This window comes from Vagococcus elongatus (assembly GCF_003987645.1).
GTDB classification, from domain to species: Bacteria; Bacillota; Bacilli; order Lactobacillales; family Vagococcaceae; genus Vagococcus_A; species Vagococcus_A elongatus.
This window is the reverse complement of sequence record NZ_NGKA01000007.1, coordinates 78,689-104,042: the sequence shown is the minus strand read 5'-3', so window position 1 is coordinate 104,042 and position 25,354 is coordinate 78,689. Positions and strand designations below refer to the sequence as shown.

The following is a 25,354-nucleotide window of genomic DNA, read 5'->3' as shown; positions in this document are numbered from 1 at the left end:
AGTTGACATTGTTGAATCAAGCATGGAAAAATGTGAAGCCTAAAGATACTTTTTTTGTGCAACAGGGACAATTGGTATCAGATATGGATAAAAAAACTTTAAGCTTTCTCTATCAGCCGTTGATCGGTGTGGTAGCTTTCAGTCTGTATCATTTGTTTTTGACGATGATTCAATCTAGTGACAAGGAAAGCAGAGAAATGTTTCATGCAGATCTTCTGAATGAAATGGATATTGATATCCCGACTTTTTATCAGGGGCGCAGCCGCTTAGAAGGTCTGGGTTTATTAAGAGTTTTTGAAAAAGAAGAGCACAACAGCAAAAAGTTTATTTATCGTCTTGAGGCACCGCTGTCCTATCAGACTTTTTTCCAAGATGATGTTTTGACGCTGCTGTTGTTAGACAAAGTCGGAGAACGTCGTTTCAACGGACTATTGGAAGAATTTAATTTTCACAAGAAAATTTCTGATGATTACCATGAAACTACGCGTAAATTTATAGAAACATATCAGTTCAATGGGGAGCGTCTGTTGTCGGCTCCTAAGGAATTGTCTCATGCGAAAAACAAAACAGCTGCTGTTTATCAGCCTGAAATAAAAATCGACTCAAAGACATTTGATTGGGAATATTTTTTATCCGTCGTAAAAGATTTGCATCTCAAACCGGATTATTTATCAGGGGAAGTCAAAGAGCTGATTTTGCTTCTCCATCAACTGTATGGCATCAATGAATTAGAGATGAAAGAGAGTCTGTTGCCTTTTGTTGATTATACAAAAAATGAACTTGAGTTGAGTAAATTAAAACATTCATTTGTAAAGAAATATCACAGGAAAGAACAGCAGGAATCACCTGTTTCCCCCACCAACGATGCTACTGAGAGGGGAAAGAGGAAAAACACCTTGAGACAGCAAGGCTTTTCTCAAGGTGAGATTAGTGTGATTTTATCAAGTGAGGAAAGTGCACCGCTAAGTTTTATTCAAGATATCAAAGAACAAAAAAACGGCTTTGTTTCCAATGAAGAAAGATGGGCGGTCGAGAATTTGGTGAGGCAGTCTGGTTTGCCGGGCGGTGTTATCAATATTTTGATTCACTATATTCTAGTGGTCAAAAATGAACCGACATTTATTGCAAAACTCGCTAACACCATTGCTAATGACTGGGCACAGTCAAGTGTTCATTCGCCGGAAGCAGCGATTGAAAAGGTCAAGAATTTGGTGAATAAAACAAATGAAGCCTCTCAGAAAAGAAGAGGCCAAGCAACCAAGAAAAACTACTATCAAAAAAAGACTCGGACAGAGACGTTGCCTGAATGGGCGGACAAAGATGTAAAAGAAACCCCTCTGTCAGAGGAAGAAATCAAAGCATTTAAGGCTAGATTGAATATATTCAATGGAACAGAAGAAGGTGAATAACATGGAGCATGTTGGAAAAGAAATGGAAAAAGTCATCCGTAAAAATAAATGGAACGACCGTTTTCAACTGTTGGTTTCTGAAGTCTTAGGTCATCCTCAAGTTCAAGAATTTATAGAAGAGCATAAGGACATCATGACAGAGGAAGTAATCGAAAAAAGTTATGCCAAGCTTTATGAATTTGTTCAAGAGCGAAAAAAATATGAGAGTGGCGATTCTTCCATGCTTGCTCCGGGATATGAGCCGAAATTATTTTTGAATTATCGTTCGATTGATGTAACCTATGTGCCGACCAAAGAGCTGCTGGCAAGACAGAAGGAAGCGGCGATTCGGCAGCGGGTGAGAGCGGTGGACATCCCTAAAGATGTTCGTGAAGCAAAATTGAGCGAATTTCATTTGACTGCAGAAAGAATGGAGGCCATTGAAGAAGCTTCCAGCTTTATTACTGCTTTTAAAAGTCAACCTAAAAAGTTCCAGAAAGGATTGTATCTCCAAGGCTCCTTTGGTGTGGGAAAGACGTATCTGCTGGGGGCTATTGCCAATGAATTGGCACAATACGGTTTTCGAACCACACTGATACATTTTCCGACGTTTGCGGTAGAGATGAAACAATCTATCGGAGATAATAGCACGGGAGAAAAACTGGATGAAGTAAAAAAATCTCCTATCTTGATGATTGATGATATCGGTGCAGATTCCATGACACCTTGGGTTCGGGATGATATTTTAGGCGTGATTTTGCAATATCGCATGCAGGAACAGCTCCCGACTTTTTTCAGTTCGAATTTTGACATGCATCAATTGGAGCATGAGCACCTGCGACAATCTCAGCGAGGTGATGATGAACCGTTGAAAGCTAAACGAATTATGGAACGTATTCGCTACCTGTCAAAAGAAATCAAGATGGTAGGTATCAATCGCCGTAATCAGGAATAGCTCATAGTTTACTACGTAAAACTTGCACTAATATGACCGCTATTGGTAGAATAAGATGATTTTGTCTTAGGCTGTTTTTTCAGCCTCATAGTCTTCGAGTGTACTTTCAATACGTCGAAGATATCTTTTGAAAGACTCAAGTTTCCATGGATGTGACTGTGGAGGAATATACTTGCGTCTTTCTTTTTTTGTTTCTGGGATCGTGTCAAATTCTTCTGAATAGCGTTCAAAGTGTTTAACGTTAGGGCGCACTTTAAACTGTCGATAAATCGTGATGATTTGTTGTTTAATGTTATCAGGGACAGCATGCTTATGTTTGACGCCTCTATTTTTATGTGCAAATATTATTTTCCCTTTCTCTTTATAGGCTTTAACTAAACGATTGACCTGCCTTATTGATAAGTTCAGCTCAATGCAGGCTCTGGCTTTTTGTTTCTTTTTTTCAGCAACAGCTTTAATAACTTTATATTTTTTGGTTTCATTCATTGTTAATAGTATCCTTTTCATATGACTAGTGTATCATTTTGGTACATTTTGTCTTTCGACCTACTTAGGACATTATCACTTTCGAATGATAGCAACACGAGCTGTCAAGAAAATTTGATTGACAAAGAAAATCGAACCTAGTATAATTATTTTTGTTGCGCAAGAGGTGATAATGATGAAATGGTCGCTGCTGGAGTTGCGAAAATATCAAGGCAATCCATTAAAAATTGACACTAAAATCGATATAGAGCAATCATTGATGGCTCGGGATGAGACAATTTTAAGTGCTGGTGAAGTAAAAGTATCAGGCTTTTTAAATGTTGATGAGACTTCTTATGAAGTTCAGTTAGAAGTTCAATTAGAGATAGTTGTCCCTTCTAGCCGTTCATTGGAACCAGTGAACTTTCCAATGGCATTTATGATTGATGAAGTGTATATGAAACCTGAGCAATATGAGCTGGTAAAAACTGTTGAAGGCTATGAAGATGTGATGGTTCTGGAAACCAATACTTTGGATTTACGTGAAGCAATCGAAGACTATGTGTTGCTGAATATTCCAATGCAGGTATTGACAGCAGAAGAAAAAAAATCTGATAAAATGCCTGAGGGTGAATTTTGGAAAATCATGTCAGAAGAAGAATACTATCAACAACAGAAACAGTCTCAAAAGGAAACTTTGGATCCTCGTTTTGCGACATTGTCTGCTTTGTTAGATGATAACGAAGCAAGTGATGATGAGTCGTAAGATTGGAATAGATTTACTGCATTTATTGCAGTAGGAAGAGTTGAAGGAGGTGTAGTTCAATGGCAGTACCTGCAAGAAGAACTTCAAAAGCAAAAAAAGCAAAACGTCGTACTCATTATAAATTATCTGTACCTGGTATGAGCGTCTGCTCAAACTGTGGTGAAATGAAACGCAGCCACCATGTATGTCCAGAATGTGGTCATTATGATGGAAAAGACGTAACAAACTCAACAGAAGAATAAAACATTTTTTGAAAATGTTAAAAACCCGTTAGACAACCATGGAGTCTAACGGGTTTTTTAGTTTATCGGTTCTACAAGATTTAATGTTGACGGAAAACCCTTACCAGATTTTCCATCAACTCTTTTCCATTTTTAGATACAAAAGGAGACCTCCAACTGATAAAATGAAGTCGTCTAAAGCAAATCATTAGAAGGAAGTCTCGTAGATAATAATACTAAAAAATTACTTGAACTGACAGATAAAAATTTGTTGTTTGAATGCTAAAAGGCTTCTTGCAACTGCTGGTTGACATATTTCTTGCTTAACTGGTGGCTATGCAACTGATAAAATTGCTACAATTATACTATGAAAGAAAGGAGTATTGCCAACGAATATAGCAAACCGAATACACTACTTGAGAAAAGCAAAGGGACTGTCTCAAGAGGAACTTGCAGATAAGGTAGGCGTTACTAGGAAAGCTGTTTCTAAATGGGAAAGTGAACAAAGCACACCTGACTTAGAAAGAATAATTATCATGAGCCAATTTTTTGGGTAGCAACAGATTATATTTTAAAGGGAATTGAGCCAGTAGAGAATAAAGCACAAACAAGTAAAGAAATCATTAGTAAGGTACTTTACATTTCGTCAACGACCTTTGTTGTAATTGGATTATTTTGTGCATGGTATGAAGAACAGACAATGGAAACTGTCTGGGGTTCAATGGTTATTCAAGCAGTTGGAATTGCCGGCTATTTTATCGGAAAATTATTATCAATAGAAAAAACGCACTTTTATGTGGATTGGCTTAATATAATTGGGGTTTGCTTCATTCCAGTCTCTATGTTGACTGGATATATTTCAACGCTTGTTTTCAAACAAGGGTGGATTGCACCTTATCCCAGTGGAGTGTTTCATACATTATTTTTTTGTCTAGTGTTTTTTATAATTTGTGTTATAAGCTTCATCTTTATAAGGAAACACAGAAAATAAACATATTCCCTATCACCTAGAGAATATCTACTGGAAGAGAAAGATAAGACTAAGTGCAAAACCCAAAAGGTATATAAACTTGATGTTTACTTTTATATTTTTCTTTATAGGAATGTTATATGCTGGCTATCGTGGTTGTGCTGTTTTCTTTATAACAGTGATTTTAGAAGTTCAAGAGTTGGAACTTTGGCTGAAGTTTTATATAGCTATTCTTATTATGATATTAAGCCTAAGATGAACGATAGCTTTTTTAATCAGGTAGCGTCAAGAATTATGTGTAAATAGAACCGTCCATCCTGTCCTATGAGTTAAAACATTGATTCTAATGTCTCTTGAATATCTTTGAAGCCTTTGTGGACACGGCCTAAAAATGTTTGATATATAATCATTGCGTCCTTGGCAATATTTGTCTATTTTATTGTACTATTTTAGGGGAATCTAGAATGAGGTAATTCGATCTAGCTTGTTTAAATAAGCAGAAAATATAAGTTTTTAGAGGTTTATCCAAAAAAAGCTTGACATTCTCATAGAAAACTAATAGTATTTTAATTAACTTGAATTCTGAATTTTCAGAAAATTGTTTAAATTTTCGATTTCAGCAATTGATTATTCAGAAGAGCAGACAAAATGACCCACAAAGAAAGGAAGAACAGAAAGATGATTAAAAAGACAAACAGAAACGTTTTCTTTTTATTATTATCGTAAGGGCTGACGGGAAGAAAACCTGTGGCCCTATTTCTGCATTCAACGATGTGGGGGCTAGCATCTCACATTGTGAGATGCTTTTTTTAATGAAAAAAGTATGGCCGGGTTTATAAAAAAGAGAATTGTCTGCTTAGATTTATTTGATTATTGGAATAAGGAAAAGAATGAAAGAAATGTAAACTTTATTTAGGAGGGTGTCATCATGAAAAAAATCCAGTTTTTTGATACGTCATTACGTGACGGTGAACAAACCCCTGGGGTAAACTTCAACACAAGTGAAAAAGTTAGAATAGCCAAACAATTAGAAGCTTACGGCATCGATGCCATTGAAGCTGGATTTCCAATAGCTTCACAGGGAGATTTTGAAGCAGTAAAAGCTATCGCTGAAGCTGTATCAAAAACCACAGTGGTTGGACTTGCCAGATGTGCCAAAGCAGATATCGATCGGGCGCATGAAGCGCTACAACACGCCAATTACCCACAAATACATGTGTTTATTGCTACCAGTGAAATTCATATGAAAGATAAATTGAACATGACAAGGGAAGAAGTTCTCCAGTCTATCAAGAAACACGTGGCGTATGCTAAATCTAAATTTGATAAGGTGCAGTTCTCACCAGAAGATGCTACAAGGTCGGAAAAAGAATTTTTACTGCAAGCAGTGCAAACAGCAATAGATGCTGGAGCTTCCATTATTAATATTCCTGATACTGTTGGTTACACAAATCCGACAGAATACGGACAACTATTTAATTATTTGAAGACTCATATTCCTAATTTTGACGACATTATTTTTTCTTCCCACTGTCATAATGATTTAGGGATGGCAACGGCAAATTCTTTAGCAGCCATTGAAAACGGTGCGACTCGTGTGGAAGGAACAATCAACGGTATCGGGGAGCGGGCAGGCAACACAGCGATTGAAGAAGTTGCGTTGGCATTGTATGTACGCAAAGATTTTTATCAGTGTGAAAGTAATATTTTTTTTGAAGAGACAAAACGTACCAGTGATTTGGTCAGCCGTATTTCCGGTGTCCCGGTTCCGATTACCAAACCGATTATTGGCTTAAATGCATATTCTCATGAGTCGGGAATTCACCAAGATGGAGTGCTGAAAAATCCAAATACTTACGAAATTATTACTCCAAGTCTGGTAGGAGTAGCAACGAATTCCTTGCCTCTAGGGAAGCTTTCTGGCAAACATGCGTTTAAAACTAGAATGAATGAGCTGGGGTACCAACTATCTGAAACTGAAATGACGGAGAGTTTTAAACGTTTCAAAGATTTGGCTGATAAGAAAAAACAAGTGACAGTTGATGACTTGCATGCTCTTGTTTTAGGTCAAGCCCATGAAAAAGCTGACAAATACTTCTTGAACAGTTTACAGTTGCAGTACGTATCAGGGGGGCGTCAAGGGGCCATCGTAACAATCCAAGAGGGTGAAATGACTTATACTGATTCGGCTGTAGGTTCGGGAAGTATACAAGCAATCTACAATACGATTAATCGTTTGGTAGACGAAGACATCATGCTTGAAAATTATCAGATTCGGGCAATCACTGGCGGAGAAGATGCGCAAGCAGAAGTTCATGTGACAATTTCAAAACCCCAAACCAATGAATATTTCAATGGTGTCGGCATTGATTTTGATGTGCTTCAAGCATCAGCAAAAGCTTATTTACAAGCTTGTTCCAATGCATTAAGCGAACAGGCATGATTATATTAAGAGGTGGAAAAATGACAAAGAAAAAGATTGTAACATTACCCGGTGACGGCATCGGAACAGAAATTATGGACAGTGCCTTGAATATTTTAGCTGAGGCAAGCAAAAAATTTAATTTTGCTTATGAAGTGGAAAGTTTTCCTTTCGGTGGTGCGGGCATCGATTTGGAAGGGGAGCCTTTATCAGAAAAGACGTTGACAGCTTGTCAGCAAGCAGATGCCATTTTACTAGGAGCCATTGGCGGACCAAAGTGGGAGCAGGCTGAAAAAACACCAGAGCAGGGGTTGCTCCAACTGCGAAAGGCATTGGGACTTTTTGCCAATGTCAGACCGATCAGGGTGCCGGAAGCCATCGTTCATCTGTCTCCATTAAAAGAAGAAATCGTTAAAGGCAGCGACTTTGTTGTAGTTAGAGAATTGACCGGGGGGATTTACTTTGGGACTCCCCGCAAACTAGAAGATGATTTTGCTTTGGACACGTGTCCATACTCAGGTGAAGAAATACGACGGATTGTGAAAAAAGCTTTCGAGATGGCAAGAAATAGAAAGAAAAAAGTCACATCGGTGGACAAATCCAATGTGTTGGCAACGAGTAAATTATGGCGAAAAATTACCGAAGAAGTAGCCAAAGATTATCCAGACGTTACCCTAGAACATCAGCTAGTCGATTCAGCAGCCATGAAAATAATCACCCAACCGGCATATTATGATGTGATTGTGACAGAGAATTTATTCGGAGATATTTTAAGTGATGAGGCATCAGTCATTACTGGTTCTCTAGGAATGTTGCCAAGTGCCAGTCATAGTGAAAACGGACCTTCCCTTTATGAGCCGATTCACGGATCTGCTCCGGATATTGCAGGAAAAAATATTGCCAATCCGATGTCGATGATTTTATCTGTGACGATGATGCTCCGTGAATCTTTTGACCAACATGAAATGGCAGAATATTTGGAAAAAATATGTGATGAAGTGATGATTGCGGGAATTTTAACTGGTGATTTAGGCGGAAAAGCAACTACTAGCGACTTTGAAGAAGCGGTCATTCAAAAAATAAAAGGTTAAGGAGTTTTACGTATGGAAAAATCTGGGAAAACACTTTTCGATAAATTGTGGGACCGACATGTGGTCTATGGAGAGATTGGGGAACCCCAACTGTTATATATTGATTTGCATCTGATTCACGAAGTTACTTCTCCGCAAGCTTTTGAAGGATTGCGGGAAAAGGGTCGTAAAATTAGACGGCCTGATAAAACATTTGCCACTATGGACCACAATGTGCCGACGAAAGATATTTTTAATATTACGGACTTGGTAGCAAAAAAACAAATCGAGGCACTGGAAAAAAACTGTAAGGAATTTGGTGTTGAACTTTGCGACAATGGCAGTGAGCGTCAGGGTATCGTCCATATGGTCGGCCCGGAAACAGGGTTGACTCAACCGGGTAAAACGATTGTTTGCGGAGATTCTCATACAGCAACCCATGGAGCTTTCGGCGCGCTTGCTTTTGGTATCGGAACAAGTGAGGTAGAGCATGTTTTTGCCACACAAACTATTTGGCAAAGTAAACCTAAAAATATGGGGATTCATATCACAGGGGAATTACCAGAAGGGGTCTACGCCAAAGATATTATTTTATATTTGATTGCTACTTACGGTGTCGATTTTGGGACAGGATATGCCATCGAATTTTTTGGCGATACGATTGAAAGTTTGACGATGGAAGAACGAATGAGCATCTGCAATATGACGATCGAAGGCGGAGGCAAGATGGGCTTGATGGCGCCTGACCAAACAACATTTGATTATGTTCAAGGCAGAGAGTATGCACCAGAAAATATGACGGCGGCCATTGAGGATTGGAAAACATTGTACACTGATGATAATGCAGAGTACGACCATCTTATCGAAATGGATGCCAGTCAATTAGAACCTATCATCACTTGGGGAACCAATCCGGGAATGGCAGTTCCTTTTTCTGCTGATTTTCCAGAAATAAAAAATGTCAACGATGAACGTGCTTACCAATATATGGATTTGAAGCCGGGTCAGAAAGTATCAGATATCAAGTTAGGTTACGTGTTTATCGGTTCATGTACGAATGGCCGCTTGTCTGATTTGAAGGAAGCCGCCCGTATCGTTAATGGTAAAAAAATCCATCAGAATATTACTGGCATTGTTGTGCCGGGATCTCGTCCGGTCAAAAAAGCCGCAGAGAAAATAGGTTTAGATAAAATTTTTAAAGAAGCAGGATTTGAATGGCGGGAGCCGGGCTGTTCCATGTGTCTAGGGATGAATCCCGATCAAGTACCAGAGGGAGTTCATTGTGCTTCTACATCTAACCGTAATTTTGAGGGGCGGCAAGGTAAAGGGGCAAGAACGCATTTGTGTAGTCCGGCTATGGCGGCAGCTGCAGCTGTTTCAGGAGCCTTTGTGGATGTTAGGGAAGGAGATTGGCTAAATGGAAGCTATTAATGTACATACAGGGAAAACAGTCCCTTTGATGAATGATAATATTGATACAGATCAAATTATTCCAAAATCATTTTTAAAGCGAATCGAGAAAAAAGGATTTGGTAAAAATTTATTTGACGAATGGCGATTTTTGGAAGATGGCAGTGAAAATCCCGAATTTATTTTGAATCAACCAAAACGTCAAGAAGCAACGATTTTAGTGACGGGAGAAAATTTCGGCTGCGGTTCTTCGAGAGAACACGCCGCATGGGCATTGATGGATTATCGTTTCAGAGTCATCATAGCAGGCAGTTATAGTGATATTTTTTATATGAATGCCATCAAAAATGGGCTGCTGCCAATTATTTTACCTCGTGAAGCACGAGAAAAGATAGCTGGGATTGAGTCAGAGGAAGACATTGTCGTAGATTTAGAACAGCAAGAAGTTAGAACTTCTGCGGGGACATTTCATTTTGAGATTGATGCAACTTGGAAAAACAAGCTGATTCACGGACTGGATGATATTTCTATTACAATGGCTCACGAAGAATTAATCACCGCCTATGAAGAAAAAATGGTCAGTTATTAAGAACAGGTTTATAAAAACGTTGTGGTCCTAATCGATTTCACAATTCGAAAAGTTTTCATCACTCTCTAAATAAGGTATAATGGAAAACGTGAATGCGAGTTATTTGCAATATAACTTTTAGGAGGTACGACATGTCCAAACAACAAATTGGTGTTATTGGTATGGCAGTGATGGGTAAAAACCTTGCCTTGAATATTGAGAGCCGAGGCTACAGCGTTTCTATTTTTAACCGAACAGGAGAGCGTACGAAAGAAGTCGCTGCTGAACATCCAGATAAAAAACTGGTTCCTACTTATACAGTAGAAGAATTCGTAGCATCGTTAGAACAACCCAGAAAAATCATGTTGATGGTAAAGGCCGGTAAAGCAACAGATTTGACGATTCAGAGCTTGCTGCCTCATTTAGATAAAGGGGACATTTTGATTGATGGGGGAAATACATTCTTTAAAGACACCATTCGTCGAAATGAAGAGTTGGCTGATTCAGGTATTAATTTTATTGGCACAGGAGTTTCCGGCGGGGAAGAAGGAGCGCTGAAAGGCCCATCTATCATGCCCGGAGGACAAAAAGAGGCTTATGATTTAGTTGCACCGATTTTTGAAAAAATTGCGGCAGTGGCTGAAGAAGATGGAGAGCCGTGTGTGACTTACATTGGACCTAACGGCGCAGGTCATTATGTGAAAATGGCTCATAACGGAATTGAATATGGAGATATGCAGCTGATAGCAGAATCTTACGACATCATGTCCCGTCTGTTAGGTTTATCAGTGGATGAAATGGCTGATATATTTAAAGAATGGAACACAGGGGAGTTAGACAGCTACCTGATCGAGATTACTGCTGATATACTGACCCACAAAGATGAAGAAACAGGAAAACCGATAGTAGACGTCATACTTGATACTGCTGGAAATAAAGGGACTGGAAAATGGACCAGTCAAAGTGCATTAGATTTAGGTGTGCCTTTGCCTCTAATCACAGAATCAGTTTTTGCCCGCTATATTTCTGCGATGAAAGATGAGCGTGTGGAAGCCAGCAGTAAAATCAAAGGAGTCGACGTGCAAAACTTCACGGGAGACAAAAAAGTATTTATTGAGAAAATCCGTGAGGCGTTGTACTTTAGTAAAATCATGAGTTATGCACAAGGATTTGCCCAGTTGAGAATTGCCAGTGAAGAGTACGGCTGGGACTTGCAATACGGAAATATTGCTAAAATATTTCGTGCCGGCTGCATTATTCGTGCTAAGTTTTTACAAAAAATCACTGATGCCTATGATCGCAATCCTGAACTTAAAAATCTGCTTTTAGATGATTATTTTAATGATGTGACGCAAAGATACCAACAGTCAGTGCGTGAAGTGGTGGCGGCTGCAATACAGGCAGGTGTTCCAGTGCCGACTTTCTCTTCTGCTATTGCTTATTATGACTCTTATCGCAGTGCTGATTTGCCTGCAAATATCATACAAGCGCAAAGAGATTATTTTGGTGCTCACACGTTTGAACGCAAAGACAAAGAAGGCATTTTCCATCACGAATGGTATGTCGACTAGAAAGAACATTTTAGCTGGTAAGTCTGTTAAGATTTATCAGCTTTTTATATTATTGCTAGCGAACGATAGCTTTTTCTTAGATTAATCGCTATAATATGAGTTGTGTGAGAATATTTCTAATGAAATGAAAGGAATTGCTCCGAAATGAATAAAATTTTAATCATAGAAGATGAAAAAAATCTTGCCCGCTTTGTAGAGCTTGAATTAAAGCATGAAGGCTACGAGGTAGAAGTGCATTATAATGGTCGCACTGGGCTGGAAGCAGCTTTAGGCACTGATTGGGACGCCATTTTGTTAGACCTGATGTTGCCGGAGTTAAATGGGATTGAGGTCTGCCGCCGAATCCGACAAACGAAAGACACGCCGATTATCATGATGACGGCTCGTGATTCTGTTATCGACCGTGTGTCAGGGTTAGATCACGGAGCAGATGACTATATCGTTAAGCCTTTTGCTATCGAAGAACTTTTGGCTCGCCTGCGGGCATTGCTGCGCCGAATAGATTTTGAAGGCGATCGAAATATTACAAAACAAACCACCATCAGCTATCGCAATTTGACGATTGAAAAAGAAAATCGGATTGTTCGCCGCGATAATGATGTCATCGAATTGACAAAACGTGAGTATGAGCTGCTGCTGACATTGATGGAAAATGTGAATGTCGTCTTAGCTCGTGATGTTTTGCTGAAAAAAGTTTGGGGTTATGAAACGGAAGTCGAAACAAATGTTGTAGATGTTTATATCCGTTATCTCAGAAACAAGATCGATTTACCGGGACAAGATAGTTATATTCAAACAGTTCGCGGAACTGGATATGTGATGAGATCCTGATGAAAAAAGTTTATATTCGGTTAAAAAACAAAGTTCATTTGCACTTGCCTTTAAGTGTCAAGTGGACTTTGCTTACTTCCGCCTTTGTTTTTATCAGTGTGATTATCTTTTCAGCGGTAACTTATCGAACCAGTATGTCAACTTTGATTTCTCAGGAGAAAGAAAAGGTGACAGAGGTGACGGAAAATATTGAAAAACGTTTATCGATTTCTAACCTAGAACTTACAATTCGAAACACCGCTTATTATTTAGGAGACAGCGGCGGTCAGCTGACAAGTGAACCGACAGAGCGAACACTGGAGGCTAACTTGATTCGCCTAAACTCATTTATCTCAGACTTGTCTTTACCGGAATTAAGCGTATCTGTCTATAATAAAAGCAAAGGATTAGTCTTTGAGACAAAAAATACCAACTATTCTTATGTGGGCAATGAGAACAAGAGTTTAGAAAAAACGATGCTGAACGGTACCTCTGGATTTTTGGCTACCCAACCTATTTTTTCAAAAGATTCAGATGAAAAAATTGGTTACATTCAATTGTTTTATAATTTGTCCTCTGTAGATGAAGTTCGTGGTCACTTAATCAGAACATTGATTTTATTGATCATAGGCGGGTTACTCATTAGTTTGGCTCTTGGTTTCTTATTGTCCAACTATTTCCTGCGACCATTAAAGAAAATCACGGCCACTATGAATGAAATTAAAGCAGATCCTCAAACAGATGCCCGTATTCCAGAAATTAAACAACGTGATGAATTTGCTGATTTGGCTTTGGTGTTTAATGAGATGATTGACAGAATGCAGCGTTTTATTGAACAGCAGCAGCAGTTTGTGGGGGATGTTTCCCACGAGCTCAGGACGCCGGTAGCAGTCATCGAAGGGCATTTGCAGTTGTTGAACCGCTGGGGAAAAGATGATCCGGAAATCTTGGAAGAATCTCTTTTGGCCTCGTTACAAGAAATCAGCCGGATGAAAACGCTGGTGCAGGAAATGCTTGATTTATCCCGTGTGGGTCAAGTGGAATTGCAACATAAAAATGATGTCTCCAATGCCAAAGAAGTGATTCACCAATGTTACAATAATTTTGTTTTATTGTATCCGGAGTTTACGTTTATTTTGGATGATGATTTAGATCAGGAGATGCAAGTCAAAATTTATCGCAACCACTTTGAGCAAATTTTGGTCATTATCATGGATAATGCAGTAAAATATTCCTTGGATCGCAAGGAAGTTAATTTATCAGTTTCTTATAATCATAACAGTCTTGAGATTGTGATTCAGGATTTTGGAGAAGGAATCAGCGAAGAAGAACTAGACCAAGTGTTTAATCGTTTTTACCGTGTCGACAAAGCGCGAAGCAGACACAAAGGCGGCAACGGTCTAGGGTTGGCTATCGCTAAAGAACTGGTGGAAACGTACGGCGGAACGATACACGCCGACAGTGTTTTGGAAAAAGGCTCGGTGTTTAGAATCACGTTGCCTTTGAAGAAAGACTAAAGCTTGTATTTTTATCAAAAAGACTAGCACATGAATTCAGCATCTTCATGTGCTTTTTCATATACAAATATCTTTGAAGAGCTTGTTGTATAGTAGACAATCTCAAGTTCTATCGGATTTTTTTTAAAAGTAATGAAACAGTTATTTTGCAGTAAAATGATTTAGTGAGTCTAACTCTTATGTTATACTATTTTTATAATTATTTACTGTGAAATAGTTGAGTGATTTGATTGAACAGGATCGTCCTCCTGTTAAGCTGAGAAATAAATTTTGTTGAAGTGTACGTACAGTTTCAACCATTGATTAAAAGCAGGGGAATGTTTCGAGGACTAAACAAGAAGAACCGAAAAGCCGGCACGTTTTTCGGCTTTTCAGTCAGCACAGAAATAAAAGTATACTAGGGATACTTGGATGAAAAGAAATATCAAAAAGAACATTGTCGAGCCTTATAAAGCTTGAAACAGAATCCCCAAATCAAAGACCTAAGATATTTCGTAAATGATTTAGCGCAATTGTTGGAACTAGCAAAAGTTTAATTTGTGACAGGTCCCACTATCAATGGCTTTGCTTAATTCTTGAATATGTTGCATTCCGGAACAAAGAGATGAACTCTGCGGCAGTCGCACAGGTCATTAATTTGGATGGAAATGAAAGCAAAAAGCGATGCTAGTATCAGCTTGTTTTACGAAGACTTTAGCGGTGTCATGAGAGTCGTTGCAACTACACCAATATTCACACAGTTTACTCTTTTGATAATGTAAAGAAGACAGCTGGAAAATAAAGAATTTCCTAAAGTGCCAATGTACAACTGGTTGAACGGATAGGAGAAAGAGAAGTGAAATTAATGAATAAGATCGAACAAAAGCTACATGACGAACTAGGAGATTTGATGCACACTGTTTATCGTGACGGGTGTATTTTGCCGAATCGATCCTCCAAGGATGGGATAGATATGGACGGTATTACAGGGTATTATTTTGAGCCAGTCACATATCTGATCTATCCGATTTACCATCAGCTGCATCCAGAATCTGTGGTAGATGAAACAGGCTATGTCCTAGACAGCGAGTTGGGAATGATTATGCTAAGTCCAGTTAATATAAATAGCCAAGAAGAACTTCAAAAATATGGATTTAACAGGCTAATGTTTCACACGGAATATGACAGTCCGACGAATGTAGTTAGGCATGAAGTTCATACGGCTCCAGTCACTTTGGATAAAATCAACATTTTAAAGCTTGTGCTAGCTAATGGCCGTGAAATACCAGTCATGCCAGACGGTAATTCAATCGGTTTAGCAGGCAAGGGCTACAAAATTATGAACAACTCAGAACCAATCGAGCCAGTTGGATTTTTGCAACGTTCCACTATCGCCGCTAAGGTTTTGAGGGCATTTGGCATCAAAGTTTTTGAGAAGTAAAATCAGAGACGACGGGTAACTGCAAGCTAGACTTATATTAATACGTTTCATTTGTCACTTTGACAATCAAAAAATTTCTTTTTCTTGTATATAAAAGAGTTTAGTTGCAAAATGTTCAGGCTCAGTTATTTTAAGGTACGCTCAGTCTAATATGGACGAGTGGCACCAAGACAAAGCATTTTAAGACAAAACGTAAAGAAAAATATGGTTATTGTCACCGCTGGCCATCATCTTCGGTGTTACTTTAAAAGAAACACCGAAGATAAAATTTACGCTTCTTATAAAATTCTCGGAAGAATTGGAAGAACTAATCTCTTATTTTTTTGTATGAGTGACAATCTATAACTTGATCGAGATTTTCAGGGAATTTAACTGTTGTTTTGCAGTAAAACAATGTGATGCGGCTAGCTCGTATGTTACACTGTCGTTATCCATCTTTTTGTCTCCTGTATTATTTTTTTCCAAGGAGATGACAACCATTTTTACGGTTATTCAGAGATAAGAATTTTTCAAAAAATAAAAATTTTGGAGGAATGAAGATGATCCGATGGGGAATCATAGGGGCAGGAAATATCGCCCACAGGTTTGCTGGCAGTTTGGCTGCGACAGAAAAGGGCAGTTTGTATGCTGTTGCTAATCGAACGCTGGAAAAGGCACGTGCGTTTCAATTAGAACACCCTTGTGAAAAAATTTATGATGATTATGAAGAACTTTTAAGGGATAATAACGTGGATATCGTATATATTGCTTTGCCCCACCTTTACCATGCTCAGTGGATCAAGCGTGCAATCGTACACGGTAAGGCGGTTCTTTGTGAAAAACCGGCAACACTGGATTTGAAGCAAATGCTTGAGATAGATATGTTATTGAAAGAAAATCAAGTTTTCTTCATGGAAGCAATGAAAAGCCGTTTCGTTCCCGCTTATCAAAAAATGTCGTCCTTGATTAAGGAAGGTTTGATTGGTGAGATTACTAATATTTCCACCAGCTTTTGCCGCTTGGTCCCAGAGGAAAACTCGGGATATTATTATCAGCCGATTCAAGGGGGCTGTCTGCTTGATATGGGGATTTATAATGCCAGTTTGATTGAAGATTTTACCACCGAACCATTATCGCTTCAACAGGTTGACTATCAAATGCATACTAGCGGCGTAGAAGTTTATGTCAATGCTGTTTTGGCAAATGATCATGTCACCTGTCAGCTGGAATCAGGTTTTGACCGTAATCTGCCGGTGGAAGCTGTGATTACTGGAACAAAAGGGAAAATTGTGATGCCTGATTTTCACCGCGGCAGCAGTATAACTATTTCTTTGAATCAAAACAAAGAGGGAGCAAAAAACTATGACATTCCCTATCACCAAGATGATTTTTATGGTGAAATCGTCCATGTGATGGATTGTTTTTCAAAAGGAGAGGTGGAAAGCAGTGTGATGTCCCGCCAAGCATCGGTAAATTGTGCGGAGATGATCGATCAAATCAAAAAGAAACTGAGCTATTAATTTTTAAATAAATGAGGTTGAAAAAAACGGCGGAGATAAAATCTCCGTCGTTTAATCGTTTCTATTCAGTTTATAGAGCGTTTGATTTAAAAATAAACTATTTGCGGATGTTTTGTTTACGACCAGCGTTTAAACCTTTAGTAGGTTTAGTATTTAGTTTATTTCCTTTGCCTTGATTCATCGGAGTATATCCGGTTTGTCCCGGTCTATTTGGTTTTACTTCTTTGACCTTTTTTACTTCAACAGGCTTAGGAGGATTTAACCGGATTTCTTCTTCAACTTGCGCCCGTATTTTTGGTTTTTGAACCAAATTAGTGTATAAGGTTTGCAGACTGCTGATGACACCGCCGACAACCCAGTAAATAGTTACGACAGCAGGAGAAGAAAATGAAATCATAATCATCATGATTGGTGTCATGAACATCATTGAACGCATTTGTTTCTTCTGGGCTTCATCAAGTCCGATTGTCCCCAGGTAAGCTTGTCCCAGATATAAAAGACCGACAATGATTGTCAGTACCCAACTAGGTCTTGACAAATCGATCCCAAGAAATGGTGCAGCTTTGTCGACACCGCTGGCGAACTTGATTGAATAAAACAAAGCAGTAAAAATCGGCATCTGTATCAACAAGGGTAAACAGCCGATGCTGCTGAACATGTTGATGTTATGATCTTTGTGAAGTTGTTGTAATTCTTTGTTAGCAGCCATTTGTTCTTCAGGTGTGGTGGCCGCTTTGACTTTAGCGTTGATGGCATCAATTTGAGGTTTCAGATGAGCCATTTTTTCAGACATGTAGGTAGATTTTTTTGTCTGATTGACCATCAGCGGGAACAGGATTGCCCTGACGACCACTGTTAAAATAATCACTGCTAAAACATAATTACCATTAAAAGCTTGTACCAAAGAATCAATGATACCGCTCATTGGACGAACAAGAAGATTGTAGACCCAACCGTCTCCCGTTGGTTTTCCAGCATCTGGACCGCTTTTGATTACCTGTACACAGCCGGACAATGTCAACATCATACCGAAAAGGCCTGAAGCAATCAGCCATTTTTTAAATTTTTTCATGCAACTCTTCCTTCTATAAATTTATTCACGTAATGATAACTATAAGTCAAAATGGCGAACTTTTCAATTAGTTTATCAAAAAGTTAGTAAAGAACATCAAAATTGCGTCGTTCTTCAATGGTGTCATCTTCCACAATTTTACTATAAGTGACTCGTCCGCTTGGTGAAGGAGATGCTTTTATTTTATTAATGAAGTTTTCCAAAACAATATCATCAGCGATTGCTTCAATATAAACGGAGCCGTCGTCCAAATTTTTAACATATCCTTTAACACCTAGACGATCAGCCACCATCTTGGTTGTAAATCTGAAACCTACGCCTTGGACACGTCCGGAGACAATCATTTTTATTTTTTTCATCAGCATTCACTTCCCTTAGATTGTTATCGTTATTTTCTTTAATCATATCAAAAAGTAGGGAGTTTTAACAAGTTAAAATAGGCTAGTAGGGAAATAATTATCATGCTATAATGCATCAAGAAGAAGGGAAGAAGACCATGAAAGAAATTACCTCTTTGCAAAATGCAACTATCAAAGAAACTAAAAAACTTTTGAAACCTAAATACCGTGAACAAACCGGTGATTATTTAATAGAAGGAGAACATTTGATTCAGGAAGCGTTGAAAGAAGCTCTAAATTTTGAAAAAATCTTTGTGACTGAAAAATTTATTGCGAACCATGAGACTTTCGAGTTGCTCAAAGCATCAACGGACGTTTTTCTAGTCAGTGAACAAGTAATGAAATCACTCTCTTCGTTACCCACACCCCAAGGCATTGCAGGTGTTTTGCAGCAACAAGAAAAACCGTTGCAGTTTCCGTTAGAGGGACCATTACTGATTTTGGATCGTGTGCAAGACCCGGGAAATGTTGGGACGATGATTCGCACGGCAGATGCTGCCGGCTACGCAGGAGTTGTTCTGGGGGAAGGCTGTGCCGATATTTATTCTGGGAAAGTGCAGCGTTCACTACAGGGCAGTCATTTTCATTTGCCTGTGGTTCAAAAAAAATTGGAAACATTCTTGCCTTTTCTAAAAGAAAACGGGATTCAGCTGTTAGGCACAGCGCTAGATGAGGAAGCCAAGATTTACACAGAGTTTACACCGGAGAAAAACTTTGCTCTTATTATGGGAAACGAAGGGCAAGGGGTTGCCCAACAGTTTTTACAACTGACCGATAGGAATTTATATATCCCAATCCATGGACAGGCTGAATCTTTGAATGTTGCAGTGGCGGCGGGGATTTTGATGTACGGATTGAAAGGAAAAATATTACAAAAATATTAAGAAGAATCAACCTTGCTGGAAACTTTGTGCAAAAGGTGCTATTATATGGAAAGTACCTCTGTAAAGGTACATTAAATATGAGGAATGATAACAGAATGAATTTGAACTGGCAAAACGATCAGGAATATATGTCCTATGTTGAAGATTTGATTTATACGGAAGAAGTTCAACGTCTAGCAGAATTTAAACAACACCGTTCAGAAACACGTTTGAGTCATTCAATCAATGTCTCATATCTAAGTTACCGTCTGGCCAAAAAATGGAATGGCGATGCCAAAGCGACAGCTCGTGCCGGATTGCTTCACGACCTCTTTTTTTATGATTGGCGTGATGAAAAATTTGACGAAGGCACTCATGCTTACGTTCACCCTCGCATGGCGGTAAGAAATGCTGAAAAATTAACAGATTTGTCAGATTTGGAAAAAGATATTATTGTGAAACATATGTGGTTGGCAACGATTGCCCCTCCTAAATACAAAGAAAGCTATATTGTCACTTTTGTGGATAAATATTGTGCTTTGTACGAAGGGCTGTCACCGACTTATTATAGTGCTAAACATAAGTTTGTTTCTTTCTTCAGTATGGCGAGCTAAAAATGTCAAGGAGTGATCGTAAAAGAGATCGCTCTTTTTTTGTTATTAAAATAGTGAATAGTTATAAATATTTTCTTTTTGTGATATAATTTGAAGAAGTTAAGGGAGGGATGCTAATGTTGAATAAGCAAGAATGTGAAAAAAGACAGTTTCAAATGTGCCCGAAGTTTGAAAAGACGTTTGAATTTTTAGGCAAACGCTGGAATGGTCTGATTATCGATGTTCTCTTAGAAGATGGGATTCAGCGATTTGGAGAATTGGCTGATAAGATACCAAACATTAGTGACCGCGTGCTGGTAGAAAGATTAAAAGAATTGGAAGCTTGCGGCATCGTTGAGCGGATTGCCGACGAAAAGAACAGCAAGAAGGTTGAGTATCGTCTGACTGCAAAGGGCAGCGACCTTCAAACAGCAATGAAAGAGATTCAAAATTGGGCTGAAAAGTGGATGATTTTATCAGAGTAGGTTGACCTTTGTCTGATTTTCTTGTAGACTGATAATCAAATAACAATTAACAATGATGGAAAAGAGTAGTTTATCTGATACTCACAGGAATAGTTTGCCGGCGACTGGAAGCAGACTAAGTATGAGTTAAATGAAGTTCACTTCCGGAGTTGCTTAGCCAATATCTAAGCCGGTGATAAAACACCGATAACAATTGATTGAGAGCATCATTTTTTTATGATGAACTAGGATGGTACCGCGAAGCTTCGTTCCTGATAACTGGAATGGAGTTTTTTTATTTGGAAACAATCGATTGTAAAGAAAAATATTTTTTAGGATTTTATGGCAGTCTGGCACTGCTGAAAATAGTAACGTATAAACTGTAGAGGGAGAAGAAAGATGTCTTTAAAACAACAATTAGAAAAATTAAAGGAAAAGACCATTGCTGAAATCGATGAAGCAGTGGACTTAAATGCCTTAAACAACATTCGTGTTGAAATTTTGGGGAAAAAAGGGCCGATAACTGAGGTTTTAAGAGGGATGAAAGATTTATCCTCAGAAGAAAGACCAGTGGTTGGCAGTTTTGCCAATGAAATCAAAAATAAAATTGCACAAAAAATAGAAGAAAAAAAAGAAATACTGGAATCTCAGGCTTTAGATGAAGCGCTGGTTGCTGAAACATTGGACGTGACACTTCCCGGGAAAAAAGTCCCTCAAGGTACACGGCATATTTTGACACAAATCATGGAAGAAATCGAAGATATTTTCATAGGCATGGGGTATCAGGTCATTGAAGGTTATGAGGTCGAAAAAGATGCCTATAACTTTGAAAGAATGAATATTCCTAAAAATCACCCGGCACGGGACATGCAGGATTCATTTTACGTGACGGAAGAACTTTTATTAAGGACCCATACTTCGCCAGTACAAGCCCGTACGATGGAAGTACATGATTTTTCAAAGGGACCGTTGCGGATGATTAGTCCGGGAAAAGTTTTTCGCCGGGATAATGATGATGCAACTCATAGTCATCAATTTCATCAAATCGAAGGTCTGGTTATCGATAAAAATATCACCATGGGAGATTTGAAAGGGACACTGGAAGTTTTGCTGAAAAAAATGTTTGGCGAAGATCGGGAAATCCGCTTGCGTCCAAGCTACTTTCCTTTCACTGAACCTTCAGTGGAAGTGGATGTCAGCTGTTTTAAATGCGGCGGTGCCGGCTGTAACGTTTGTAAAAAAACCGGTTGGATAGAAATTTTGGGTGCGGGTATGGTTCACCCGACCGTGCTGGAAATGTCCGGCATTGATCCGGAAGTTTACAGCGGCTTTGCCTTTGGGTTGGGACCAGACCGTGTGGCTATGCTGCGCTACGGTGTCACTGATATTCGTTCCTTCTATTTGAATGATTTACGTTTCATCGAACAATTTAAAGTAAAGGAGTCAAACTAACATGTTAGTGTCATATAAATGGCTGCAAGATTTTTTAGATTTATCTCAAACCACAGCGATTGAGTTAGCGGATAAAATGTCCCGAACAGGAATAGAAGTTGAAGAAGTCAATACCCTCCAAGATGGTTTGAAAAAAATTGTCGTGGGTTATGTAAAAGAAGCTAAAGCGCATGAAAACAGCGACCATCTTTCTGTGTGTCAAGTTGATGTGGGTGAGGAAGAAGATTATCAAATCGTTTGCGGTGCACCTAATGTAGCCACCGGACAAAAAGTAGTGGTGGCATTGCCCGGTGCGAGGATTACGGGCAATATTAAAATCAAAAAAAACAAAATGCGCGGAGAGGTTTCCATGGGAATGATTTGTTCCCTTGAGGAAATGGGATTTCCTGAAAATGTGATTCCTAAAGCTTATGCTGACGGCATTTACGTCTTGCCTTCAGATGCAAATGTAGGAGAAGAGGCCTACGCCTATTTAGGAATGGATGATCCCATCATCGAGTTGTCCGTGACGCCTAACCGTGCAGATGCGTTAAGCATGATGGGAGTTGCTCATGAAGTAGGAGCAATTTATCGTCAGCAACCAAAGTTTGATAAAAAAATTTTAAAAGAAACGTCTTCTATGTCTATTCAGGATTTGCTGACGGTTAGAGTAGAAGATGAAAAGGATGCACCTAACTACCGAATGCGTGTGGTAGAAAATCTTACCATCAAAGAAAGTCCTTTGTGGTTGCAGACACGTTTGATGAATGCCGGGATTCGTCCCCATAACAATGTCGTTGATGTGACCAACTATGTACTCTTATTGTTTGGTCAGCCGCTCCATGCTTTTGACTATGATAAAATCGGTTCGAAAGAAATTTTAGTCCGTCGCGGCTTGCCCGAAGAGACTTTAATGACGCTAGACGGCGTAGAACGAAAAGTCGGACCGGAAAATATTATGATTACTAATGGACAGGCCCCAATTGCACTAGCGGGGGTGATGGGAGGTTTTGATTCGGAAGTTACTGAAGAGACGACGTCTGTTGCGATTGAAGCAGCCAGTTTTGATCCGGCGCTGACACGTAAAACGTCAGCTCAATTTAATCTCCGCAGCGAGTCAAGTGCCCGATTTGAAAAGGGCATCAACTTGGCAACAGTTCAAGAGGCTTTGGATTATGCCGCAATGCTGATGGCAGAACTGGGAGATGGAGAAGTTGTTGCAGGTGAAATCGTTGCTTCCGAGACGCTGCCAGAACAAATCATTGTAGATATTTCATTAGAAAAAATCAATCGGTTGTTAGGCACGGACTTGCTCACCTCTGAAGTAAATGAAATTTTTGATGCTTTAGGTTTTGCATACTCGGAAAATGATGAATATTATGCGATTGAGATTCCACCGCGTCGTTGGGATATCAAAATACCAGAAGATATTGTGGAAGAAGTTGCCCGTATTTATGGCTATGACGATCTTCCGTCAACCTTGCCTAAGGGAGAAGCACTTCCCGGCGGATTGACTGTCAATCAGCAGCTGATTCGTGAAATTCGTGATATTTTGGAAGGCAGCGGCTTATCTGAAGCCATCAGCTACGCTTTGACGACTGAAGAGAAAGCTGGCCAGTTCGTCATTCAACATGGGGAAAATGTTAAATTAGCTTCCCCCATGAGTGAGGACCATAGTGTGATGCGACAAAGTTTGATTAGCGGTCTTTTGACCGATATGTCTTATAATGTGGCCCGTAAAAATTTAAATGTGGCCCTTTATGAAATTGGAAATATTTTTATTCAAAAGGAAAAGAAAGAAATTCCTGAACAGCGCAAACATTTAGCGCTGGCAATAACAGGTTTATGGCATGAAAAAGCTTGGAGCGAAACCAATCAATCTGTTGATTTTTATTTGCTGAAAGGCATTGTGGAAAATCTGATGACTATGTTGGGAGCTGAAAATGTACGTTATGAGGCAACAGTAGAATACAGTGAGCTCCACCCGGGACGAACCGCAAAAATGATTTTAAATGAAGAAGTGATCGGGTTTGTGGGACAGCTGCATCCAAGTATGGCAAAAGCGTATGACATCCATGATACTTTTGTCTGTGAAATCGATTTGGATATATTGTTTGCCCAAGAATTGAAAAACTTTGATTTCAAAGAAGTCAGCAAATATCCGTCCGTCAGTCGTGACATTGCGTTACTTGTGGACAAAAACATTACGAATCAGCAATTAATTGATGTGATTCGTGCAAAAGGGGGCGCCTATCTAAAGGATGTCCATTTGTTTGATGTTTTTGAAGGGGAAAAACTCGGCAAAGCTAAAAAATCTTTGGCTTATTCACTGACATTTCAAAATCCTGCAAGTACTTTAGTGGATGAAGAAGTCACACAAGCGATGGAAAAAATCAGCTCAGCCTTGGAAAACAATTTCTCAGCAGAAATTAGATAAGAGTGAAAGCTGAAACATTAAAAAATGTTTCAGCTTTTTAATGGTCAAGTCATAAAGTTTCCGACAGAGGTCAAAGAAAAAAACTCATGAACAGTGTATTTTTATAGATAGCACTTTAAAACAGAAGTCTGTTGGTATTTACTTCAAATGAAGGCTGGTCTTACGATTAAAAGACTTGCAACTTTCCTCAAAAAATTAGAGAATAGAAGAATGAGAAACAAGCGGAAAGGAGTTGGAAGCAGAGTGAATGAAGAAGCGATCGGCTTTATCGACTCAGGAGTGGGCGGATTGACCGTCGTTAAAGAAGCCCTTAAACAACTTCCAAATGAGCGCATCATTTACCTCGGTGACACAGCAAGATGTCCTTATGGTCCCCGACCTGTGGAACAGATTATTGAGTTTACTTGGGAAATGACTTCTTTTTTAATGAAAAAAAACATCAAAATGTTAGTGATTGCCTGTAATACAGCCACAGCAGCCGCACTTGATCGAATAAAATCAAGTTTGGCTATTCCAGTTGTGGGCGTGATTCTTCCGGGAGTCCGCGCAAGTTTAAAACGAACAGAAAACAATCGAATCGGCGTGATTGGTACAGTTGGGACAGTGAACAGCCACTCCTATTCCAAAGGTATTTTGACTAAAGCACCGAAAACGTTTGTCACGGAATTGGCTTGTCCTAAATTTGTCCCTATTGTGGAGAGTAGCGAATATAATAGTCCGTTAGCTAAAATGGTAGTGGCAGAAACTTTGAAATCTTTAAAAAGGGAAAAGATAGATACGCTAATCTTAGGCTGTACTCATTATCCTTTGTTGCGTCCATTGATTCAAAATTATATGGGAAGCCAAGTGACCCTCGTTGATTCAGGTGCGGAAACTGTGGGGGAGGTCAGCATGCTCCTTGATTATTTTAATATTGCCGCCCAAGCGAGTGAAAAAATGAAAGAACATGAGTTTTATACCACAGCTTCACCTAAAATGTTTGATGATATTGCGTTGGATTGGCTGCCATTAAAAAAAATAGCCGCGAAGAAAGTGACGCTCTAA

Annotated in this window: 22 protein-coding genes and 3 pseudogenes; 22 read left to right on the top strand and 3 right to left on the bottom strand. The window is 39.1% G+C overall.

Annotation, left to right across the window (positions count from 1 at the left end; translation table 11 throughout):
* Positions 1–11: 11 nt before the first annotated feature.
* On the top strand, positions 12–1,409 hold the full coding sequence (locus CBF29_RS06040; protein ID WP_126808468.1) for a replication initiation and membrane attachment family protein: 1,398 nt from the start codon (positions 12–14) through the stop codon (positions 1,407–1,409).
* 1 nt (position 1,410) lies between these two features.
* Positions 1,411–2,343 carry a primosomal protein DnaI gene (gene dnaI / locus CBF29_RS06035; RefSeq protein WP_126808465.1) on the top strand — a complete coding sequence of 311 codons (933 nt, stop codon included), beginning with the start codon at positions 1,411–1,413 and terminating at the stop codon, positions 2,341–2,343.
* A gap of 204 nt (positions 2,344–2,547) precedes the next feature.
* On the opposite strand, the pseudogene CBF29_RS06030 reads toward dnaI, so the two are convergent.
* A pseudogene (locus CBF29_RS06030) lies at positions 2,548–2,829 on the bottom strand (ISNCY family transposase); the annotation flags it as partial.
* 175 nt (positions 2,830–3,004) lie between these two features.
* Between CBF29_RS06030 and CBF29_RS06025 the strand changes: the two are divergent.
* The 14 genes and pseudogenes from CBF29_RS06025 (at position 3,005) to CBF29_RS05970 (ending at position 17,052) form a co-directional block, all read left to right on the top strand.
* On the top strand, positions 3,005–3,574 hold the full coding sequence (locus CBF29_RS06025) for a YceD family protein (protein WP_170170004.1): 570 nt from the start codon (positions 3,005–3,007) through the stop codon (positions 3,572–3,574).
* A 59-nt stretch (positions 3,575–3,633) separates the two neighbouring features.
* Entirely contained in the window at positions 3,634–3,816 is a 183-nt protein-coding gene (gene rpmF, locus CBF29_RS06020) for a 50S ribosomal protein L32 (RefSeq protein ID WP_126808459.1), read from the top strand.
* Between the two features lie 362 nt (positions 3,817–4,178).
* Positions 4,179–4,352 carry a helix-turn-helix transcriptional regulator gene (locus CBF29_RS14245; RefSeq protein ID WP_425469889.1) on the top strand — a complete coding sequence of 58 codons (174 nt, stop codon included), beginning with the start codon at positions 4,179–4,181 and terminating at the stop codon, positions 4,350–4,352.
* Between the two features lie 1,341 nt (positions 4,353–5,693).
* Entirely contained in the window at positions 5,694–7,208 is a 1,515-nt protein-coding gene (locus CBF29_RS06010) for a 2-isopropylmalate synthase (RefSeq protein ID WP_126808457.1), read from the top strand.
* 20 nt (positions 7,209–7,228) lie between these two features.
* Positions 7,229–8,278 carry a 3-isopropylmalate dehydrogenase gene (leuB, locus tag CBF29_RS06005; RefSeq protein ID WP_126808455.1) on the top strand — a complete coding sequence of 350 codons (1,050 nt, stop codon included), beginning with the start codon at positions 7,229–7,231 and terminating at the stop codon, positions 8,276–8,278.
* Between the two features lie 12 nt (positions 8,279–8,290).
* Positions 8,291–9,688 (top strand): 3-isopropylmalate dehydratase large subunit, encoded by a 1,398-nt coding sequence (gene leuC, locus CBF29_RS06000; protein WP_126808453.1) that lies wholly within the window; start codon positions 8,291–8,293, stop codon positions 9,686–9,688.
* The gene (gene leuD / locus CBF29_RS05995) at positions 9,675–10,256 is read left to right on the top strand and encodes a 3-isopropylmalate dehydratase small subunit (RefSeq protein ID WP_126808451.1); all 582 of its coding nucleotides are present in this window, start codon (positions 9,675–9,677) and stop codon (positions 10,254–10,256) included. The genes leuC and leuD overlap by 14 nt, the downstream gene beginning before the upstream one ends.
* A gap of 131 nt (positions 10,257–10,387) precedes the next feature.
* The gene (gene gndA, locus CBF29_RS05990; protein WP_126808449.1) at positions 10,388–11,806 is read left to right on the top strand and encodes an NADP-dependent phosphogluconate dehydrogenase; all 1,419 of its coding nucleotides are present in this window, start codon (positions 10,388–10,390) and stop codon (positions 11,804–11,806) included.
* 144 nt (positions 11,807–11,950) lie between these two features.
* On the top strand, positions 11,951–12,637 hold the full coding sequence (locus tag CBF29_RS05985) for a response regulator transcription factor (RefSeq protein WP_126808447.1): 687 nt from the start codon (positions 11,951–11,953) through the stop codon (positions 12,635–12,637).
* Complete coding sequence (locus CBF29_RS05980; RefSeq protein ID WP_126808444.1) at positions 12,637–14,133, top strand: HAMP domain-containing sensor histidine kinase; 1,497 nt, start codon at positions 12,637–12,639, stop codon at positions 14,131–14,133. Before CBF29_RS05985 ends, CBF29_RS05980 begins: the two co-directional genes overlap by 1 nt.
* Before the next feature lie 217 nt (positions 14,134–14,350).
* Positions 14,351–14,534 (top strand): annotated as a pseudogene (locus tag CBF29_RS13975) (IS6 family transposase); the annotation flags it as partial.
* 434 nt (positions 14,535–14,968) lie between these two features.
* Entirely contained in the window at positions 14,969–15,553 is a 585-nt protein-coding gene (locus CBF29_RS05975) for a hypothetical protein (RefSeq protein WP_126808442.1), read from the top strand.
* Between the two features lie 530 nt (positions 15,554–16,083).
* Positions 16,084–16,434 (top strand): annotated as a pseudogene (locus CBF29_RS14240) (Gfo/Idh/MocA family protein); the annotation flags it as partial.
* On the top strand, positions 16,414–17,052 hold the full coding sequence (locus tag CBF29_RS05970) for a Gfo/Idh/MocA family protein (protein ID WP_425469890.1): 639 nt from the start codon (positions 16,414–16,416) through the stop codon (positions 17,050–17,052). The pseudogene CBF29_RS14240 and the gene CBF29_RS05970, both read left to right, overlap by 21 nt.
* Positions 17,053–17,149: 97 nt before the next feature.
* Here the strand turns inward: CBF29_RS05970 and yidC are convergent, their stop codons facing one another.
* Together yidC and CBF29_RS05960 are read right to left on the bottom strand one after the other, a co-directional pair.
* Positions 17,150–18,124 carry a membrane protein insertase YidC gene (gene yidC, locus CBF29_RS05965; protein WP_126808438.1) on the bottom strand — a complete coding sequence of 325 codons (975 nt, stop codon included), beginning with the start codon at positions 18,122–18,124 and terminating at the stop codon, positions 17,150–17,152.
* Positions 18,125–18,207: 83 nt separating this feature from the next.
* The gene (locus CBF29_RS05960) at positions 18,208–18,483 is read right to left on the bottom strand and encodes an acylphosphatase (RefSeq protein ID WP_126808436.1); all 276 of its coding nucleotides are present in this window, start codon (positions 18,481–18,483) and stop codon (positions 18,208–18,210) included.
* A 137-nt stretch (positions 18,484–18,620) separates the two neighbouring features.
* Here CBF29_RS05960 and CBF29_RS05955 point away from each other — a divergent pair, with 137 nt between their 5' ends.
* The 6 genes from CBF29_RS05955 to racE all read left to right on the top strand — a co-directional run bounded on the left by CBF29_RS05955 (position 18,621) and on the right by racE (position 25,354).
* Positions 18,621–19,406 (top strand): TrmH family RNA methyltransferase, encoded by a 786-nt coding sequence (locus tag CBF29_RS05955; RefSeq protein WP_126808433.1) that lies wholly within the window; start codon positions 18,621–18,623, stop codon positions 19,404–19,406.
* Between the two features lie 95 nt (positions 19,407–19,501).
* Positions 19,502–19,999, top strand: coding sequence for an HD domain-containing protein (locus CBF29_RS05950; protein WP_126808431.1), 498 nt, complete (start codon positions 19,502–19,504; stop codon positions 19,997–19,999).
* 116 nt (positions 20,000–20,115) lie between these two features.
* Positions 20,116–20,463, top strand: a complete 348-nt coding sequence (locus CBF29_RS05945) for a winged helix-turn-helix transcriptional regulator (RefSeq protein ID WP_170170003.1) — start codon at positions 20,116–20,118, stop codon at positions 20,461–20,463.
* A 378-nt stretch (positions 20,464–20,841) separates the two neighbouring features.
* Positions 20,842–21,894, top strand: a complete 1,053-nt coding sequence (pheS, locus tag CBF29_RS05940) for a phenylalanine--tRNA ligase subunit alpha (RefSeq protein WP_126808427.1) — start codon at positions 20,842–20,844, stop codon at positions 21,892–21,894.
* Between the two features lies 1 nt (position 21,895).
* Positions 21,896–24,310 carry a phenylalanine--tRNA ligase subunit beta gene (gene pheT / locus CBF29_RS05935; protein WP_126808425.1) on the top strand — a complete coding sequence of 805 codons (2,415 nt, stop codon included), beginning with the start codon at positions 21,896–21,898 and terminating at the stop codon, positions 24,308–24,310.
* Positions 24,311–24,553: 243 nt separating this feature from the next.
* A complete protein-coding gene (gene racE / locus CBF29_RS05930) occupies positions 24,554–25,354 on the top strand; it encodes a glutamate racemase (RefSeq protein ID WP_425469888.1) in 801 nt (266 codons plus the stop codon).

Bases quoted from the DNA above. Each gene is read 5' to 3' on its own strand.
- dnaI (WP_126808465.1), top strand. From the start codon at position 1,411: ATGGAGCATGTTGGAAAAGAAATGGAAAAAGTCATCCGTAAAAATAAA.
- CBF29_RS06025 (WP_170170004.1), top strand. From the start codon at position 3,005: ATGAAATGGTCGCTGCTGGAGTTGCGAAAATATCAAGGCAATCCATTA.
- rpmF (WP_126808459.1), top strand. From the start codon at position 3,634: ATGGCAGTACCTGCAAGAAGAACTTCAAAAGCAAAAAAAGCAAAACGT.
- CBF29_RS06010 (WP_126808457.1), top strand. From the start codon at position 5,694: ATGAAAAAAATCCAGTTTTTTGATACGTCATTACGTGACGGTGAACAA.
- leuB (WP_126808455.1), top strand. From the start codon at position 7,229: ATGACAAAGAAAAAGATTGTAACATTACCCGGTGACGGCATCGGAACA.
- leuC (WP_126808453.1), top strand. From the start codon at position 8,291: ATGGAAAAATCTGGGAAAACACTTTTCGATAAATTGTGGGACCGACAT.
- leuD (WP_126808451.1), top strand. From the start codon at position 9,675: ATGGAAGCTATTAATGTACATACAGGGAAAACAGTCCCTTTGATGAAT.
- gndA (WP_126808449.1), top strand. From the start codon at position 10,388: ATGTCCAAACAACAAATTGGTGTTATTGGTATGGCAGTGATGGGTAAA.
- CBF29_RS05985 (WP_126808447.1), top strand. From the start codon at position 11,951: ATGAATAAAATTTTAATCATAGAAGATGAAAAAAATCTTGCCCGCTTT.
- CBF29_RS05980 (WP_126808444.1), top strand. From the start codon at position 12,637: ATGAAAAAAGTTTATATTCGGTTAAAAAACAAAGTTCATTTGCACTTG.
- CBF29_RS05970 (WP_425469890.1), top strand. From the start codon at position 16,414: ATGTTATTGAAAGAAAATCAAGTTTTCTTCATGGAAGCAATGAAAAGC.
- yidC (WP_126808438.1), bottom strand. From the start codon at position 18,124: ATGAAAAAATTTAAAAAATGGCTGATTGCTTCAGGCCTTTTCGGTATG.
- CBF29_RS05960 (WP_126808436.1), bottom strand. From the start codon at position 18,483: ATGAAAAAAATAAAAATGATTGTCTCCGGACGTGTCCAAGGCGTAGGT.
- CBF29_RS05955 (WP_126808433.1), top strand. From the start codon at position 18,621: ATGAAAGAAATTACCTCTTTGCAAAATGCAACTATCAAAGAAACTAAA.
- CBF29_RS05950 (WP_126808431.1), top strand. From the start codon at position 19,502: ATGAATTTGAACTGGCAAAACGATCAGGAATATATGTCCTATGTTGAA.
- CBF29_RS05945 (WP_170170003.1), top strand. From the start codon at position 20,116: ATGTTGAATAAGCAAGAATGTGAAAAAAGACAGTTTCAAATGTGCCCG.
- pheS (WP_126808427.1), top strand. From the start codon at position 20,842: ATGTCTTTAAAACAACAATTAGAAAAATTAAAGGAAAAGACCATTGCT.
- pheT (WP_126808425.1), top strand. From the start codon at position 21,896: ATGTTAGTGTCATATAAATGGCTGCAAGATTTTTTAGATTTATCTCAA.